This is a genomic window from Pseudomonas sp. GW823-FHT06E10 (assembly GCF_058794995.1).
Map to the genome: position 1 here is coordinate 92744 of NZ_JBXAHJ010000012.1, position 17867 is coordinate 110610.

The 17867-nt window shown below is 61.7% G+C and carries 14 protein-coding genes; 13 read left to right on the plus strand and 1 reads right to left on the minus strand.

Annotation, left to right across the window (positions count from 1 at the left end):
* Positions 1–125 precede the first annotated feature (125 nt).
* From AC1Q6Y_RS19715 to AC1Q6Y_RS19745, 7 genes are all read left to right on the plus strand, one after another.
* Positions 126–1106: a quinone oxidoreductase family protein gene (locus AC1Q6Y_RS19715; RefSeq protein WP_008050013.1), complete on the plus strand. Its 981-nt coding sequence runs from the start codon at positions 126–128 to the stop codon at positions 1104–1106.
* 13 nt (positions 1107–1119) lie between these two features.
* Positions 1120–1968 carry a TauD/TfdA dioxygenase family protein gene (locus AC1Q6Y_RS19720; RefSeq protein WP_057716330.1) on the plus strand — a complete coding sequence of 283 codons (849 nt, stop codon included), beginning with the start codon at positions 1120–1122 and terminating at the stop codon, positions 1966–1968.
* Positions 1969–2083: 115 nt separating this feature from the next.
* A complete protein-coding gene (locus AC1Q6Y_RS19725) occupies positions 2084–3136 on the plus strand; it encodes a beta-keto acid cleavage family enzyme (RefSeq protein ID WP_223501174.1) in 1053 nt (350 codons plus the stop codon).
* Between the two features lie 92 nt (positions 3137–3228).
* Entirely contained in the window at positions 3229–4560 is a 1332-nt protein-coding gene (locus tag AC1Q6Y_RS19730; protein ID WP_154861659.1) for an MFS transporter, read from the plus strand.
* The gene (locus tag AC1Q6Y_RS19735; RefSeq protein ID WP_154947348.1) at positions 4557–5219 is read left to right on the plus strand and encodes a DsbA family oxidoreductase; all 663 of its coding nucleotides are present in this window, start codon (positions 4557–4559) and stop codon (positions 5217–5219) included. Before AC1Q6Y_RS19730 ends, AC1Q6Y_RS19735 begins: the two co-directional genes overlap by 4 nt.
* The gene (locus AC1Q6Y_RS19740) at positions 5216–5542 is read left to right on the plus strand and encodes a Rieske (2Fe-2S) protein (RefSeq protein ID WP_057716326.1); all 327 of its coding nucleotides are present in this window, start codon (positions 5216–5218) and stop codon (positions 5540–5542) included. The genes AC1Q6Y_RS19735 and AC1Q6Y_RS19740 overlap by 4 nt, the downstream gene beginning before the upstream one ends.
* A complete protein-coding gene (locus tag AC1Q6Y_RS19745) occupies positions 5539–6549 on the plus strand; it encodes a YeiH family protein (protein ID WP_349733625.1) in 1011 nt (336 codons plus the stop codon). Before AC1Q6Y_RS19740 ends, AC1Q6Y_RS19745 begins: the two co-directional genes overlap by 4 nt.
* A 190-nt stretch (positions 6550–6739) precedes the next feature.
* Here AC1Q6Y_RS19745 and AC1Q6Y_RS19750 read toward each other — a convergent pair whose 3' ends face one another.
* On the minus strand, positions 6740–7756 hold the full coding sequence (locus AC1Q6Y_RS19750) for an AraC family transcriptional regulator (protein ID WP_057716324.1): 1017 nt from the start codon (positions 7754–7756) through the stop codon (positions 6740–6742).
* A 356-nt stretch (positions 7757–8112) separates the two neighbouring features.
* Between AC1Q6Y_RS19750 and AC1Q6Y_RS19755 the strand changes: the two genes are divergently transcribed.
* The 6 genes from AC1Q6Y_RS19755 (at position 8113) to AC1Q6Y_RS19780 (ending at position 17867) form a co-directional block, all read left to right on the plus strand.
* Positions 8113–8679, plus strand: a complete 567-nt coding sequence (locus tag AC1Q6Y_RS19755) for an RBBP9/YdeN family alpha/beta hydrolase (RefSeq protein WP_492625011.1) — start codon at positions 8113–8115, stop codon at positions 8677–8679.
* A 124-nt stretch (positions 8680–8803) separates the two neighbouring features.
* Positions 8804–10807 carry a DUF1302 domain-containing protein gene (locus AC1Q6Y_RS19760; RefSeq protein ID WP_223501167.1) on the plus strand — a complete coding sequence of 668 codons (2004 nt, stop codon included), beginning with the start codon at positions 8804–8806 and terminating at the stop codon, positions 10805–10807.
* Between the two features lie 41 nt (positions 10808–10848).
* On the plus strand, positions 10849–12207 hold the full coding sequence (locus AC1Q6Y_RS19765; protein ID WP_057716322.1) for a DUF1329 domain-containing protein: 1359 nt from the start codon (positions 10849–10851) through the stop codon (positions 12205–12207).
* A gap of 247 nt (positions 12208–12454) precedes the next feature.
* Positions 12455–13546 (plus strand): WD40/YVTN/BNR-like repeat-containing protein, encoded by a 1092-nt coding sequence (locus tag AC1Q6Y_RS19770; RefSeq protein ID WP_492625012.1) that lies wholly within the window; start codon positions 12455–12457, stop codon positions 13544–13546.
* 16 nt (positions 13547–13562) lie between these two features.
* Positions 13563–16082 carry an efflux RND transporter permease subunit gene (locus AC1Q6Y_RS19775; protein WP_492625013.1) on the plus strand — a complete coding sequence of 840 codons (2520 nt, stop codon included), beginning with the start codon at positions 13563–13565 and terminating at the stop codon, positions 16080–16082.
* A gap of 6 nt (positions 16083–16088) precedes the next feature.
* Positions 16089–17867 (plus strand): acyl-CoA dehydrogenase C-terminal domain-containing protein, encoded by a 1779-nt coding sequence (locus AC1Q6Y_RS19780; RefSeq protein WP_492625014.1) that lies wholly within the window; start codon positions 16089–16091, stop codon positions 17865–17867.

The window sequence follows — 17867 nt, forward strand, 5'->3', positions numbered from 1 at the left end:
CTGCCTGTCACCAAATGAAAAGCCATTGTCGTCTGATGAGAAGCGTCTCAACAGGCCTCGTCCTACAGTCCAATCAGCGCAATTCGATGCAACACGCCCATATTGCAGATTGGAGAATAAGAAAAATGGCCAAAGCCGTACGCTTCTACGAAACCGGTGGTCCCGAAGTTCTACGTTATGAGGACGTCGAAGTCGGCGAACCCGGTCCCGGCCAGGTTCGCCTTCGTCATGTGGCGGTTGGCCTGAACTATGCCGACACCTATTTCCGTAACGGTACCTACCCGATTCCGATGCCCAACGGCATGGGCGTCGAGGCCTCTGGCGTAGTCCAGGCCGTTGGTGAAGGGGTCACCAACGTCGAGGTCGGTGATCGCGTGACCTACACCGGTTTCCTCAACACCCTCGGCGCCTACAGCACCGAGCGCCTGATCCCGGCCGCGCCGCTGATCAAGCTGCCGGAAACCATCAGCTTCGAGACCGCTGCCGCGATGACCATGCGTGGCCTGACGTCCTCGTACCTGATGCGCCGCATCTACGACTTCAAACCGGGTGACAGCATCCTGTTGCATGCCGCTGCTGGCGGTGTCGGTCTGATCGTTTCGCAGTGGGCCAAGTTACTGGGCCTGAACGTGATCGGCACGGTTTCGACCGAGCAAAAAGCGGAAATCGCCCGGGCTCACGGTTGCGACCATACGATCAATTACAGCCATGAAGACGTCGCCGCTCGCGTTCGCGAACTGACCGATGGCGTGGGCGTCAACGTGGTGTTCGACAGCGTTGGCAAGAACACCTTCATGGGTTCGCTGGATTCGTTGAAACCCCGTGGCCTGATGGTCTGCGTGGGTACCGCGTCCGGCCCGATCCCGGCGTTCGACCCGGTGATGCTGGCGATGAAAGGTTCGCTGTACCTGACCCGTCCTGCCCTGGCCAACTACATCAGCGACCCTGCGGAAAAAGCCGCCCTGGCGGGTGAGTTGTTCGACCATGTCGGCAGCGGCCGGATCAAGATCGAGATCAACCAGCACTACGCCCTGCAGGACGCCGTGCAGGCCCATCGCGACCTTGAATCGCGCAAGACTACCGGCTCATCGATTTTCGTCGTTTAAGGAGCGGCCAGCCATGAAAGTCGAACAATTGACCTGCAGCATTGGCGCCGAACTGATCGGCGTCAACCTGGCCGACGCAGTGCATGACGATGGCCTGTTTGCCGAGATTCGTGCCCAGTTGCTCAAGCACCGCGTGGTGTTCCTGCGTGATCAGGACATCACCCGCGCCGAGCACGTGGCCTTCGCCCGGCGCTTCGGCGAGCTGGAGGATCATCCGGTGGCCGGCAGTGATCCGGAGCATCCGGGGCTGGTGCAGATCTACAAGAATCCTGACCAGCCGATGGACCGCTATGAAAACGCCTGGCACACCGACGCCACCTGGCGCGAAGCACCGCCGATGGGCTGCGTGCTGCGTTGCGTGGAATGCCCGCCAGTGGGCGGCGACACCATGTGGGCCAACATGGTCCAGGCCTATGCGAACTTGCCGGAAGACGTAAAGGTCAAGATCGCCGACCTGCGTGCCCGCCACAGCATCGAAGCGAGCTTCGGTGCCGCCATGCCGATTGAAAAACGCCTGGCGCTCAAGGCGATGTACCCGGACGCCGAACACCCGGTGGTGCGCACCCATCCGGAAACCGGCGAGAAGGTGTTGTTCGTCAACGCTTTCACCACCCACTTCAGCAACTACCACACCCCTGAGCGGGTGCGCTTCGGCCAGGACGCCAACCCCGGCGCCGGCGAGTTGCTGCGTTACCTGATCAGCCAGGCGTACATCCCTGAGTATCAGGTGCGCTGGCGCTGGAAGCCCAACAGTATCGCCATCTGGGACAACCGCAGTACCCAGCACTACGCCGTCATGGATTACCCGCCGTGCCATCGCAAGATGGAGCGTGCCGGGATTATCGGCGACAAGACGTTCTGATCGAACGCCACCTGCATCCGCACTCGCAGCATTCGCACTCGTAAACACGTCTGCCCGGCACGACCCCGGGTGGGCGGAACAATCATAAGAACTGGCATAAGAACTGGAGTTAACCATGCAATTCTTCGACGATTCCCTGCACCCCGAAAACATGGAAAAGGTAGTCATTACCGTGGCCCCGTACGGCCCGGAGTGGATGCCGGAAGACTTCCCGGAAGACATCCCGTTGACCATGGATGAGCAAGTCCAGAAAGCGGTCGAATGCTATGAAGCCGGCGCCACCGTGCTGCACCTGCATGTGCGCGAACTGGACGGCAAGGGCTCCAAGCGCCTGTCGAAGTTCAACGAGCTGATCGCCGGTGTGCGTGAAGCCGTGCCAGACATGATCATCCAGGTCGGCGGCTCGATTTCCTTCGCTCCGGAAAGCGATGGCGAAGCGGCCAAGTGGCTGTCCGACGACACTCGCCACATGCTGGCCGAGCTGACGCCGAAACCGGATCAGGTCACGGTCGCGATCAACACCACGCAAATGAACATCATGGAACTGTTGTATCCGGAGTACCTGAAGGGCACCTCCCTGGACAACCCGTTGATCCACGCCGCCTACAGCGAAATGACCGTACCGGCAGGTCCGGCCTGGGTGGCCGAGCACCTCAAGCGCCTGATGGACAACGGCATCCAGCCACACTTCCAGTTGACCGGCATGCACGCCATGGAAACCCTCGAGCGCCTGGTGCGCAGGGGCATCTACAAGGGCCCGCTGAACCTGACCTGGATCGGCATCGGCGGCGGTTTCGACGGCCCGAACCCGTTCAACTTCTTCAACTTCATCCACCGCGCGCCGGACGGTTGCACCCTGACTTCCGAATCGCTGCTCAAGAACGTCATGCCGTTCAACACCATGTCGATGGCCATGGGCATGCACCCGCGCGTGGGCAATGAAGACACTATCATTGATCACAAGGGCGATCGTTTCGGCTCGGTTGCACAGATCCGGCAAACCGTGCGCATTGCCCATGAACTGGGCCGTGAAATCGCCACCGGCAAAGAAGCCCGCGAGATCTACCGCATCGGCGTGCAGTACGAAACCATCGAAGAAACCCTGTTGGCCAACGGCATGGCCCCCAACCGCAAGGCTGGGCAGAAAGGTGTACCGCAACGCGGATGACCGAGGGTCGGGGCGAGAGGCCGTGACCTCTCGTCCGCCTGACCGTTACACGCTTGATAACAAAAATAAAACAAAGCTCTTGAGGAGGCTGCATGGCCTTTCACCCAATAGCCGCTGACGATGACGACTCCTGCGGAGTCGGCGTTGCGCGCCAATATGCCTGGATCGTCTTTGCCTTGACGTTCGGTCTGTTGATTTCCGATTACATGTCGCGTCAGGTACTGAACGCGGTATTCCCCCTGCTCAAGACTGAGTGGGCGTTGAGCGACGGACAACTGGGTCTGCTTAGCGGCATCGTTGCCCTGATGGTCGGCCTGCTGACATTTCCCCTGTCGTTGATGGCCGACCGCTTCGGTCGGGTCAAGAGCCTGGCGCTGATGGCTTTCCTGTGGAGCGTGGCGACCCTGGGTTGCGCACTGGCTCAGGACTACCAGCAGATGTTCATTGCGCGGTTCATGGTTGGCGTCGGCGAAGCCGCCTACGGCAGCGTGGGCATCGCGGTGGTGATTTCGGTGTTCCCCAAACACATGCGGGCCACCCTGGCCAGTGCCTTCATGGCCGGCGGCATGTTCGGTTCGGTGTTGGGCATGGCTTTGGGCGGTGCGATTGCCGCCAAGCTGGGCTGGCGCTGGTCGTTCGCCGGCATGTCGCTGTTTGGCCTGGTGCTGGCGATGCTCTATCCGCTCATCGTCAAGGAAGCGCGCATCGCGCCACGACGTGCCGCGCAGATTGCGAACAAGACGGCTGCCGCGGTCAAGCGTCCGCTGCGCACGCTGTGGTCCAGCCGTTCGGTGGTGTCGACCTACATCGCCAGCGGCTTGCAGTTGTTCGTCGGCGGTACGGTGATGGTGTGGATTCCCAGCTACCTCAACCGCTACTACGACATGCCTACCGACAAGGCCGGTGGCATGGCGGCAATCATCGTGTTGTGCAGCGGTGCGGGGATGATCCTGTGCGGCATGCTCAGCGATCGCCTGTGTCGGAACTCGCCGGAGCGCAAGGTCAGCCTGGCCATTGGTTTTTGCCTGGGCAGTTGCCTGTTGCTGTCGGCAGCGTTCGCATTGTCGGCAGGGCCTGTGCAACTGGCGCTGGTCTGTCTGGGCATGGCGATTGCCACCGGCACCACCGGCCCCGCCGGTGCGATGGTTGCCAACCTGACCCATTACTCCGTCCACGGTACGGCGTTCGCCACGCTGACCCTGGCCAATAACCTGCTGGGGCTGGCACCCGGGCCGTTCCTGACTGGCCGTGTGTCCGACCTCATCGGGCTGCATGCCGCTTTCCAATTAGTGCCACTGGTCAGCCTCGCGGCGGCAGCGGTGTTCTTCTATGCCAAGTGCCATTACCAAAAAGATATCGCCCGGCTTGAGGGTCAGAGCGTGCCTGAGCCTGTCAGTGCAGCCGGGATAGAGGTGAAGTTGTGAGTCGTCGTTTACGTATTGATGTGTTTTTCGATTTTATCTGCCCCTGGTGCCTGATCGGCAAACGCCAACTGGAGCATGCGCAGGTGCAGTTTCGCAGTCGCCACCCGGATGTGCAGATCACCACCGTATGGCATGGCGTGCAGTTGCTGCCCCAGATACCGGTAGAAGGTGAACCTTTCGCCGATTTCTACCGCAAGCGCCTGGGCAATGCCGACGCAATGACCATGCGTCAGAATCAGGTACAGCAGGCTGCCGGAGCGGTTGGACTGGCCATCGACCTCAGCCGTATCGAGACGATGCCCAACACCGCGGACGCCCATCGTTTGTTCGAGCGTGCCAGCGCACTGGGCAATGCCAGTCAGCGTGAAATGTTGCTCGAGCGACTGTTCGCCGCTTATTTCCTGAGACGTGAAAACCTCGGTTGCCGTGAGACCTTGCTTGCCATTGCCCGCTCCTGCGGCGTCGCTCCGGACGGGGTGCTCGATTGCCTGAAGGGCGATGCCACGCCGTTTGAAGGATCCCCCGACGCGACCAGTGGCGTGCCGAGCTTCAAGTTCGACAACCGCATGACGGTGATCGGCGCACAACCTGCTCAGGCGCTGCTCGCGGCCATGACCGAAGCCCTCAAGGAAAGTGATCGCGAGCGGCAGCCAGCATGACCCGACGCATTCCCGTGCCAGCCGGCAAACACCCGCAGGCTGGAGGCCGGGCGCTGTTCGAATTCGAAGACAAAAGCCTGGCGCTGTTCAACGTCGACGGGCAGTTGTTTGCCATTGACGACAGCTGCCCGCACCAGGGCTCTTCCCTATGCGGAGGGCGTCTTGAAGGCCGGGTGATTCAATGCCTCGCCCATGGTTTGCGCTTCGATTTGCACAGCGGCTACCTGCTCAACTCCAGGCAGGTCAAAGTCACCAACTACCCGGTCGAGATCATCGACGGCCAGGCGTTTATCGTCATCGCATCCGAGGAGTCCGCGCCATGAGCGCCATTGCTCTTACCCGTATCCATAGTCGCACGCGCGAACTGGCACCTGGGTTTATCGTCAGCCTGATCGTGGCCGCTGCCGCGTCGTTCTTGTCCGAGCACTACGGTGCGCCGGTCATGCTGTTTGCCTTGCTGTTGGGCATGGCCCTGAATTTTCTCGCCGATGACGGTCCCTGCAAGGCCGGTATCGAGTTCACCGCCCGCACCGTGCTGCGCATCGGCGTGGCGCTGCTGGGCATGCGCATCACCCTGGAGCAAATGGCCGCGCTGGGCTGGAAGCCGATTGCACTGGTGGTGATCCTGGTGGTGGTGACCATCAGCGTGTCTGTGATCGCCGCCAAGGCCCTGGGCTTCCAGCGCCTGTTCGGCATGCTCACCGGCGGCGCGACGGCCATCTGTGGCGCTTCGGCGGCCTTGGCGCTGGCAGCGGCGCTGCCGAACCATCCGCAGAAAGAGCGGGCGACCCTGTTCACCGTCATTGGCGTTTCGGCGTTGTCGACTCTGGCGATGATTGTCTATCCGATGATCGCCAACTGGCTGCAGTTGTCGCCGCAGGTGGCGGGTGTGTTCCTCGGCGCCACGATCCACGACGTGGCCCAGGTGGTCGGCGCCGGCTACAGCATGTCGACCGAGACCGGCGACACGGCCACGGTGGTCAAGCTGATGCGCGTTGCGATGCTGCTGCCGGTGATCGTCACTGCGGCGATGATCACCCGCATGCAGGGCGCCGATCCGACCGGCAAGCGCCCGCCGCTGTTGCCGTGGTTCGCCGTCGGCTTTCTGATTCTGGCCTGCATCAACAGCACCGGATGGATAGCGCCTGCGGTGCAGGGATCGGTCAACGAACTGTCGCGCTGGTGCCTGGTGATTTCCATCAGTGCCCTGGGCATGAAGACCCGCTTGCGCGAGCTGGCAGCGGTCGGGATCAAGCCGATTCTGCTGATGGTGGGGGAGACGGTGTTCCTGGTCGTGCTGGTGCTGTTGCTGCTGCGCTGGGGGCTCTGAACATCGGCAAGGATTAAAACCTGTAGGAGCGAGCCTGCTCGCGAAAAACCCAAGAGCACCGCGGGGCATCTGGTTTTACGCGTAATCGTTCACGACCATCGCGAGCAGGCTCGCTCCTACAGGGATTGCAGTTCCAATCTCGCGCTTTCGGCGACTGTACCAGCAGTCGCCGTTTTTTTTTGCCCTGCTGTCAGGACGGTTTCGCCCCAGCCTGCTTCTGCGCACGCCACGTCGCCGGCGGCATGCCGAACTGGCTGATGAACCAGCGGGTAAACGAACTCGCCATCGAGTAGCCGAGCATGTCGGCAATGCGGCTGAGGGAGTAGTTGGGGTTGTCCAGGTAACGCAGCACCAGGTCGCGGCGCACGTCGTTGATCACGTCGTTGAAGGCGCAGCCGTCGTCCTTGAGGCGGCGTTGCAGGGTGCGCACGTTCATGCCCTGGCTCTGGGCCACCTGCTCAATGGTGGCGCGCCCCATGGGCAACAGCAGGTAGATGGCCTTGCGCACCTCGAACAGCATCGAGGCGCCTTCGTGGTTCTGCAGCGAGTCGAGGTAGCCCTGGGCATAGCGGGCCATGGCCGGGTCTGCGTTGGGGTTGGTCATGTCGAGGCTGATGTCAGGGCAGACGATGCCGTTGAACTCGCTGCCGAACTCCAGGTTGCAGCCGAACAGCCGGCGATGCAGGTGCAGGTTGTCCGGTGGCTGGTGCATGAAGTTGACGCTGTAGGGATGCCAGTGTGAGCCCAGCAGGGCCGAGCACAGCCGGAACATTACACCGATGGCCAGCTCCGTGGCCTGGCGGCTGGGCATCGGCGTTTCGGTGACCACCTCTTCGCGAATGATCACCATCTTGCCGGCCTCCTCAATGAAGATGGCCAGCGAGTCATTCATCAGGTGCCGGTAATCCACTACGACCTGCAAGGCATCGCGCAGCGTGCGCTGGTGGCTGAGCAGCAGGCTGACCACGCCGAAGTCCGAGAGCTGGCGCGATTCGGCCATGCTCAGGCCGAAGGTCTGGCAGCCGCTGGCGGCGGCCGAGTCTTCCAGCAAACGGACGGCGGCATCGATATGGATTCGGTGTTCAGGGGCTTGGAGTTGGGCCCTGCTCAAGCCGACAGCGGCCAGCACGTCGCGCGGGTTGAAACCCAGGTACTGGGTGACCTCCAGGTAGTTGGTCAAGACAGCGGCGCGAACAAGCTTGGTCATGCGAAAGTCTTCCCTGTGCCGATGGCGGTTGGCGTGAGCGTGGCGACTATATCCAGCGTATCAACAGTTGAACAGTTGTCATGTCGTTGATGGATTTCATGCCATACGGTCACCAATCTTCTACGCTGCATGGAGCCATCAGCGCTCATCCGTTGATTACAGTGACCTTGCGCCAACCTGCGGGGATTTTCGACCAGTGGTCGCACTGTCCTGCTGTCGGACAATTTGTCATCAAAAGAAAAGTGCATGACGTCCAATGTAAAGCGCTTCGGGTGGGCGCTCTTTAATGTCGACACTACAAAAAGCCCCTGGCGAAAACAGCCAGTCGAGTTATCGAGAAAGCGAAGGTGTTGACCGTGGACAAACTGCAAACTGCCGCCACCATTCTGATCGTTCCGGGTCTGCGCGAGCACGTGGCCGAACATTGGCAAACATTGCTTGCCGCCAGGCTGAGCAACGTGCGCAGTGTTGCGCCGCTGGAGACCGACAAACTCGATTGCATGGCCCGTGTGCGGGCGATTCAACACGAACTCGAACAAATCGACGGCCCCGTGATTCTGGTGGCCCACAGCGCCGGCGTGCTGATGGTCGCGCATTGGGCTGCTCACTACAGCCGTCCGATCAAGGGCGCTTTGCTGGCCGCGCCACCGGACCTCGATGCGGTCTGGCCGTCAAACTATCCGTCTTCCGAAACCCTGCGTAGCCAGGGCTGGAATCCTCTGCCACAAGGCCCGCTGCCATTTCGCAGCATCGTGGCCGGCAGCACCAACGATCACTTGGCCAGCCTTCCTGCGGTCACCCGCATGGCAGAAGGCTGGAGCGCCGAATTGCTCAATCTGGGCGATGTCGGCCACCTCAATCCGGCCGCAGGATTTGGCCACTGGCAGCAAGCTGAAGCACTCATCCTGGAGCTGGATCGCTAGTACAAGGAGCTGGACTGGCAGTACGCCAACCGGCATTTGCCCTCATTCCTTAAACGCAAACCCATCAATGTTTGCGCGAGGGCGGCTGCGCTTAAAACAAAGACAAAAAAGCGGAGACAACGCAATGCACAACAATAAGAGTCACGGCTTCACCGCTCCACGCTACACCTTGCTGGCCTCAGCCATTCTCGCGGCAACGGTACCTGCGGCCCATGCGGTCGAGATCGAGACGGGGAATCCGGACTGGAACGTCCGCGTGGATAACACCATCAAGTACAACTATGGCGTGCGCACCGAAAGTGCCGACAAACGCATGTTGGGAACGCCGAACAATAACGACGGCGACTACAACTTCCGCAAGGCCGGGACCAACATCACCAACCGTATCGATCTGTTGACCGAAATGGACGTGGTCTACAAGAACGCCATGGGCTTTCGCGTCAGCGCCGCCAGCTGGTACGACAAGGCCTATGACAACACCGGCTCCAACTCCAACCCGTTCGTCAACGGCAATGGATCGACCTCGGGCCTGATCGCCAATGACCCGCGCCTGGCAGGGGTCACCCGTGACAACGTCGGCAACGGCAGCTCGCACCTGAGCAATTATGCCCAGCGCTACTACAGCGGTCCTTCGGGCGAAATCCTCGATGCCTTCGTGTTCTACAGCACCGAAGTGGGCGAGGAGTCGATGTTCAGCGCCAAGGCCGGTCAACACAACGTGTTCTGGGGCGAGACCATTCTCAACCCGGTGCACTCGGTCAGCTATGGCCAGTCCGGCCTCGACCTGGCCAAGCTTGCCGCGTCGCCGGGTACCGAGGCCAAGGAACTGTTCGTTCCGCGTAACCAGGTGTCGATGTCGTTCACCGTCAATCCCGAGCTGACCGTGGGTGCCCAGTATTTCCTGAATTGGGATGCCGCGCGTCTGCCGGAAGCGGGCACCTATTACGGTGGTTCCGACCTGGTCGGCTTCGGCGCGCAATCGTTCCTGCTGGGCAACACCAACGCCGTGGTACCGGGCAGCCCGCTAGGTTGTGGCCTGGCGCCGTGCAACGCCTTGACCAATGTGCGTCGTGGCAAGGACCTGACTCCGCATGACAGCGGTGACTGGGGCGTCATGGCCAAATGGTCGCCGGCCTGGCTGGATGGCACCCTCGGCGTTTACTACCGCGAAACCTCGGAAATCCTGCCACAAGCCTATCTGGACGCCAGAGGCATTACCTCGGCCAACCCGAACGGCACCCGTCCGGCGGGGCAGGTGCCAGCGGTGATCAACACCCTCAATTCGCTGGACACCGCCACCTATCAACTGGCCTATGCCGACAACATCAAGATCCTTGGCTTGAGCTTGTCCAAGGACGTGGGTGGCGTGAGCGTGGGTTCGGACCTGAACGTTCGTCACAACATGCCACTGGCCAGTATCCCGGCGATCGTCAGTACCCGCAGCCCGCTGGGCCTGGGGCAAGGGCTTGGCCTGCTGCCTGCACGTACGGACGCCACCGGTGTGGTCTATGACACCCCGAGCCGTGGCGACAGCATGAGCGCCACAGGCGACACCCTGCACTGGACGCTCAACGGTCTGATGACCCTGCCGAAAACCCCGGTGTTCGATCAGGCGACTGTGCTTGCCGAGCTGTACTACAGCAACCTGCTCAAGCTCGATAGCAAGAACGAAGCGCTCTACAAGGGTAAGGACAGCTATCGCGGCATCGACGCGCCGACCCGTGACAACTGGGGTCTGGCGGTCAACTTCACACCGACCTGGTACCAGGTCTTCCCGGGTGTCGATCTCAACGCGCCGATGTCCGTCAACGTCGGTCTCGATGGTGTGTCGCCGGTCTCCGGTGGCGGTGCCAAGGACACCGGCAACTATGCCGTGGGCGTGGGTGCCATTGTCTACAACAAATACTTTGTCGACCTGAAGTACGTGGACTCCTTTGGCGAAACCGACAAGTGCAACGTCAGCGGTGTGAGCACCGGCTCCAAGGGCGGTGACGGCTCCACCCCGAACGCCTTCAGCGGCAACGAAAACTACGCCTGTTACGCAGGTGGCTACTCGTCCTTCTCCGGAGGTGGTGCCACGACTGAGGACCGTGGCGCCGTGTACCTGACGATGAAAACAACATTCTGATTCACCACTGATTTGCTCAATGCAAGCAGGAGAATAACAAGATGAAATTTGTAAAAACCGTGTTGGCCGCTTCGCTGGCCATGGTCTTCGCCGCTCAGGCACAGGCTGCTGTTTCAACTCAGGAAGCTGCCAAGCTGGGCACCAGCCTGACACAGGTAGGGGCTGAAAAAGCCGGGAACGCTGATGGTTCCATTCCTGCCTACAACGGTGGCCTGACCACCCCGCCGGCCAGCTTCAAGGCCGGCGACAGCATGCGCCCGGACCCGTTTGCCAGTGAAAAGCCGGTACTGGTGATCGACGGCAAGAACGTCGATCAGTACAAGGGCATGCTCACGGCGACCACGGTAGAACTGGCCAAGCGTTTCCCGACGTTCCGTGTCGACGTGTTCCCGACGCACCGCACCGTTTCGCTGCCTCAAGCGATCCTGGATAACGGCGTGAAGAACGCCAGCGGCGCAAAGTCCCTGGAAGGTGGCCTGGCCATCGACAACGTGCTGCCGGGCATTCCATTCCCGATTCCGCAGTCGGGCAACGAAGCGATGTGGAACTTCCTGTTGCGCTACCAAGGCGTCAGCATCAGCTCCAAGTACGACTCCTGGAACGTTGACTCCGCGGGCGTTCCTAGCCTGGCGACCACCGGGCAAGCGAACATCTCCTACCCGATCTATGAAAACCTCTCGCAGCCGATCAGCAGCGCCGACGTGTACTACCAGATGAAGCTGGCATACACCGGCCCTGCGCGCCGCGCCGGTGAGGCGATCATGCTCAAGGATGCCGCCAACCCATTGCAGCAACCGCGTCGCGCCTGGCAGTACTTGCCGGGGCAGCGTCGAGTGAAACTGGCTCCGAGCCTGGCTTACGACACGCCAAACCCGGGTACCGCCGGTGCGGGCACCTACGATGACGTGTTCGTCTTCAACGGTGCGCTGGATCGCTACGACTGGAAGCTGGTGGGCAAGCAGGAAATGATCGTGCCCTACAACACCTACAAGCTGACCTACGTCCAGGACCCTAAATCGCTGACCACTGCCAATCACCTGTCACCGGATTTCGTACGCTGGGAAAAACACCGTGTATGGGTCGTCGAAGGCAACCTCAAGGCCGGTGCTCGTCACATCTACCAGAAGCGCCGCTTCTACCTCGACGAAGACAGCTGGACCGCTTTGGCCTCGGATCAATATGACGCCCGTGGTCAGCTCTATCGCGGTTCCTTCGCCTTCCTGAGCCAGAGCTATGACAAGCAGGTTCCGGACTCCACGCCGTTCATGATCTACGACCTGGTCGGTGGTTCCTACAACATCAACGGCGTAGTCGGCCCTTACGGCGGCATCAAGTACATCGAGCCGCTCTCCAAGGCCCAGTGGTCTTCGGAATCCCTGGCCGGCGCCGGTATTCGCTAAGCCAACCGCAAGCAGACGCTCGCACGATCCACTGTGGGAGCGAGCTGTGGCGAGGGGGCTTGCCCCCGTTGGGTTGCGAAGCAGCCCCAAAATTTCCGATGTATCGAAGATCTTGTGAGTGCTGCGCACTCAAACGGGGGCAAGCCCCCTCGCCACAGCTCGCTCCCACATGACCTGCACGGCGCAAGGTTTGAACGTCAGGCACACCGATGTGTGTCCCGGCGCGGTTTTCCGAAGAGGACGCAGCATGTGTTCGTATAAAAACAATATTTTGCAGCTGGCGTTTGGCGTTGTGCTCGGCCTGTCGCAGGGCATCGCCCAGGCGGCCGATTACGTCGATGTACTGGACCTGCCCGCCAGAGTCAGTGCCTTGGCGATCAACAGCCCGTTGTCCGGCATGACCCGCGCCGGCGGGCGTGTGATTGCCGTCGGCCAGCGTGGCCATATTCTGTTTTCCGATGATTCGGGAAACCACTGGCAACAGGCCGCCGTACCGGCCAGTGCCGACCTCACTGCGGTGAATTTTCCGACCACCACCCAAGGCTGGGCGGTGGGTAATGACGGCGTGGTGCTGCACAGCAGCGACGCCGGCGCAACTTGGCAAAAGCAACTCGACGGTCGTCAGATCGGCGCCTTGCTGGTCAAGCATTACACGGCGCTGGCCAGCGCCGAACCGGGCAATGAGCAATGGCCCCAGTTGGCCATGGAAGGCCAACGACTGGCCGATCAGGGCGCGGACAAACCGCTGCTCGGCGTCTGGTTCGCCAACGACAAAACCGGCTATGTGGTCGGGGTATTCAACCTGATCCTGCGCACCGACGACGGTGGCCTTACCTGGACGCCATTCCAGGACCGTACCGACAACCCCCAGGGTTTCCACCTCAACGCCATCGCCTCTACCGGCGACAGTGTGTACATCGCGGGCGAGCAAGGCCTGCTGCTCAAATGGGACGACAGCGTCCAACGCTTCAATGCGGTACCGACGCCTTATCAAGGCAGCTTCTTCGGCGTGCTCGGCAAGCCTGGCGAAGTGCTGATCTATGGCCTGCGCGGCAACGTGCTGCGCAGCACCGACGGCGGCCAGAGCTGGACCGCACTGGACACCGGCCTGCACGTCAGCATCACCGCAGGCCTGATCGATGCCCGTGGCAATTATCGCTTGTTCACCCAGGGCGGGCAGATGCTGGTCAGCCAGGGGACGGGCGCGCAGTTGCATCTGAAGCAGCAACCGGCACCGACCCCGGTCGCCGGTGCCACCCAGTCCGCCGATGGCGCCTTGGTGCTGGCAGGCAGCCGTGGTGCCCGGACGCTGTCCGCCGATCCAGCCCTCGAACCCTAAGAGCGAGAACCCAGACATGGGCAACATCAAACAAGACGCCATGCCGGTGATCCGCGAACTGCGGGATTTCGACCACCGCTCCGGCAACCTCCTCGAACGGCTGGTGTTCAACTACCGCCCGCTGTTCATGCTGCTGATGGCGCTCGCCACCGTGGTGCTGGGCTTCATGGCCGTGACTCGCCTGGAGTTGCGCCCAAGCTTCGAAAAAATGATTCCGCAGAGCCAGCCGTACATCCAGAACTTCCTGGAAAACCGTGCTTCCCTGCGCGGCTTGGGCAACTCGGTGCGGGTGGTGGTCGAGAACACGAAGGGCGATATTTTCGACCCCGGCTACCTCGACGTACTCAAGCAGGTCAACGACCAGCTGTTCCTCACCGAAGGTGTCGATCGCGCCTGGATGAAGTCGCTGTGGAGCCCGGCGGTACGCTGGACCGAAGTCACCGAGGACGGTTTCCAGGGTGGCCCGGTGATGCCCGACACCTATTCGGGGCAGCCTGAACAGATCGAACAGTTGCGCCAGAACATCTCCCGCGCCGGTGTGGTGGGCAGCCTGGTAGCCAGTGATTTCAAGTCGACCATGCTGATCGTGCCGCTGATGGACAAAGCCGCCGCCGGCGGTCAACGCATCAACTACCACGCCTTCTCGCAGATGCTCGAAGAGCAGTTGCGCGACAAGATCGAATACGCCGGTGACAGCGCTGCGCGTAAATCCGGGGTCGAAGGCACCGGCCATTACAAGGTGCGGGTGATCGGCTTCGCCAAACTCATGGGCGACCTGATCGACGGCCTCATTCAAGTGATGATGTTCTTCGGCCTGGCCGTCGTCACGTCGCTGATCATCATCTACGCCTACACCCGTTGCGTGCGCAGCACCCTGCTGGTGGTCGGCTGCTCGCTGGTCGCGGTGGTCTGGCAACTGGGTATCGTCGCCTGGCTCGGCTACGCCATCGATCCGTACTCGGTGCTGGTGCCGTTCCTGATCTTCGCCATCGGTGTGTCCCACGCGGCGCAGAAGATGAACGGCATCATGCAGGACATCGCCCGCGGCACCCACAAACTGATCGCTGCGCGCTACACCTTCCGCCGTCTGTTCATCGCCGGTGTCACCGCGCTGTTGGCCGACGCCGTGGGCTTCGCCGTGTTGATGCTGATCGATATTCCGGTGATCCAGGACCTGGCGATCACCGCCAGCATCGGCGTCGCGGTGCTGATCTTCACCTCGCTGTTGCTGATGCCGGTGGCGCTGTCCTATGTCGGTGTGGGCGCAAAAGCCGCCGAGCGTGCGCTGAAAATCGACAACCGCGCCGAACACCACAAAGGCTTCGGCAAACTGTGGGACCTGCTCGACCGCTTCACCACGCGCAAGTGGGCCACCGGTGCCGTATTGGCCGCAGTGTTGATGGGCATCGGCGGTTTCATGGTCAGCCTGAACCTGAAGATCGGCGACCTGGAAAGCGGGGCGCCGGAGCTGCGCGCCGACTCGCGCTACAACCGCGACAACGCCTACATCACCAGCCACTACGCGCTGTCCAGCGACCTGTTCGCTGTGATGATCAAGACCGCGCCGGAAGGCTGCCTGAACTACAAGACCCTGGTGCTCGCCGACCGCCTGGCCTGGGAGCTGCAACAGTATCCGGGCGTGCAGGCGACCGCGTCCTTGGTCAACGCGGTACGGCAGATCACTGCCGGTACTTATGAGGGCAACCCCAAGCTCAACAGCATCCAGCGCAACCAGGACGTGCTCAACTACGCCGCCCAGCAAGCCTCGGTCAACTCGCCGGAGCTGTTCAACACCGACTGCTCGCTGATGCCGGTGATCACCTTCCTCAAGGATCACAAGGCTGAAACCCTCGATGCCGTGGTGGCGATTGCCGACAAGTTCGCCAGGGAAAACAGCAGCGAGGATCGCCAGTTCCTGCTCGCCGCCGGTACCGCCGGGATCGAGGCCGCGACCAACATCGTGGTGCGCGAAGCCAACCGCACCATGCTGCTGTACGTGTATGCGGCGGTGACGCTGTTCTGCCTGATCACCTTCCGCAGTTGGCGCGCCACACTGGTGGCCCTGTTGCCGCTGGTGCTGACCTCGATCCTTTGCGAAGCCTTGATGGTGGCCATGGGTATCGGCGTAAAAGTCGCGACCTTGCCGGTGATCGCCCTCGGGGTGGGTATCGGCGTCGACTACGCCTTGTACCTGCTCAGCGTGCAATTGCACTTCCAGCGCCAGGGCTTGCCGCTGTCCCAGGCCTATCGCAACGCCGTGTCCTTCACCGGCAGAGTGGTCGGACTTGTGGGCATCACCCTCGCCGCCGGTGTGGTGTGCTGGGTCTGGTCGCCGATCAAGTTCCAGGCCGACATGGGCATCCTGCTGACCTTCATGTTCCTGTGGAACATGCTCGGCGCGCTGATCCTGATTCCCGCTCTGTCGTACTTCCTGCTGCGCGAACGGGCACCCAAGCCCGGTTCTGTCGCGGCAACCGAAAACACCGAATCCACTGAACGTCCCGGCATGCCCCATGCCGTGACCACTTCCGAGTAAGCCAAGATGTCTGATTACAAAGCTCCCCTGCGCGACATGCGCTTCGTACTCAACGAGGTTTTCCAGGTGTCCCGGCTCTGGGCACAATTGCCCGGCCTGGCCGACGTGATCGATGAAGAGACCGCCGCCGCCATCCTCGAAGAGGCCGGCAAGATCAGCGGCGAAGTGATCGCGCCACTGAACCGCGCCAGCGACGAACAGGGCTGCACCTGGAACGACGGCGCGGTCACCGCACCGGACGGTTTTGCCCAGGCCTATCAAGCCTTCGCCGAGGGCGGTTGGGTGGGTGTCGGCGGTGATCCGCAGTACGGCGGCATGGGCATGCCCAAGGCGATTTCGGCCCAGGTCGAAGAGATGGTCAACTCGGCCAGCCTGTCGTTCGGCCTGTACCCGATGCTGACCGCCGGCGCCTGCCTGTCGATCAAGGCCCACGCCAGTGAAGAACTGAAAGCGGCTTACTTGCCGAACATGTACGCCGGCACCTGGACCGGTTCGATGTGCCTGACCGAAGCCCATTCCGGCACCGACCTGGGCCTGATCCGCACCAAGGCCGAACCCCAGGCCGATGGCAGCTACAAGGTCAGCGGCAGCAAGATTTTCATCACCGGTGGAGAGCACGACCTGACGGAAAACATCATCCATCTGGTACTGGCGCGGCTGCCCGATGCACCGGCAGGCCCAAAAGGCATCTCGCTGTTCCTGGTGCCGAAAGTGCTGGTCAACGCCGACGGTTCGCTGGGTGAAAACAACGCGCTGTCCTGCGGCTCCATCGAACACAAGATGGGCATCAAGGCCTCCGCCACCTGCGTGATGAACTTCGATGGCGCCACCGGCTGGATCGTCGACGCACCGAACAAAGGCCTGGCGGCGATGTTCACCATGATGAACTACGAGCGTCTGGGCGTGGGCATCCAGGGTTTGGCCCAAGGCGAGCGCTCGTACCAGAACGCCGTCGAATACGCCCGTGACCGTCTGCAAAGCCGTGCGCCAACCGGTGCGCAATTCAAGGACAAGGCCGCCGACCCGATCATCGTGCACCCGGACGTGCGCCGCATGCTGCTGACCATGAAAGCCTTGAACGAAGGCGGCCGTGCGTTCTCCAGCTACGTGGCCCTGCAACTGGACATCGCCAAGTACAGCGAAGACGCACCGACACGCCAGCGCGCGCAGGATCTGGTATCGCTGCTGACGCCGGTGGCCAAGGCCTTCCTCACCGACATGGGCCTGGAAACCACCATCCATGGCCAACAGATCTTCGGCGGCCACGGCTACATCCGCGAGTGGGGTCAGGAGCAACTGGTGCGTGATGTGCGCATCACCCAGATCTACGAGGGCACCAACGGCATCCAGTCCCTGGACCTGGCCGGGCGCAAGATCGTCGGCAGCGGCGGGGCGCTCTACCGCTTGTTCGCTTCGGAAATCCGCAACTTCACCGCCAACGTTGGCGCCGACCTTGCCGAGTTCATCCAACCGCTGAACGCCGCCGTCGACACTCTCGACGACCTGACCGCGTGGCTGCTGGACCGGGCACAAAACAACCCGAACGAAATCGGTGCGGCCTCGGTCGAGTACCTGCATGTGTTCGGCTACACCGCTTACGCCTACATGTGGGCGCGTATGGCCAAGGCGGTCATAAGCGGCGATGCCGAGGACGATTTCTACACCAGCAAACTGGCCACCGCGCGTTTCTACTTCGCCCGGTTGCTGCCGCGTATCCACTCGTTGAGCGCATCGGCCAAGGCCGGCAGCGACTGCCTCTACGAGCTGCAAGCCGATCAGTTCTGA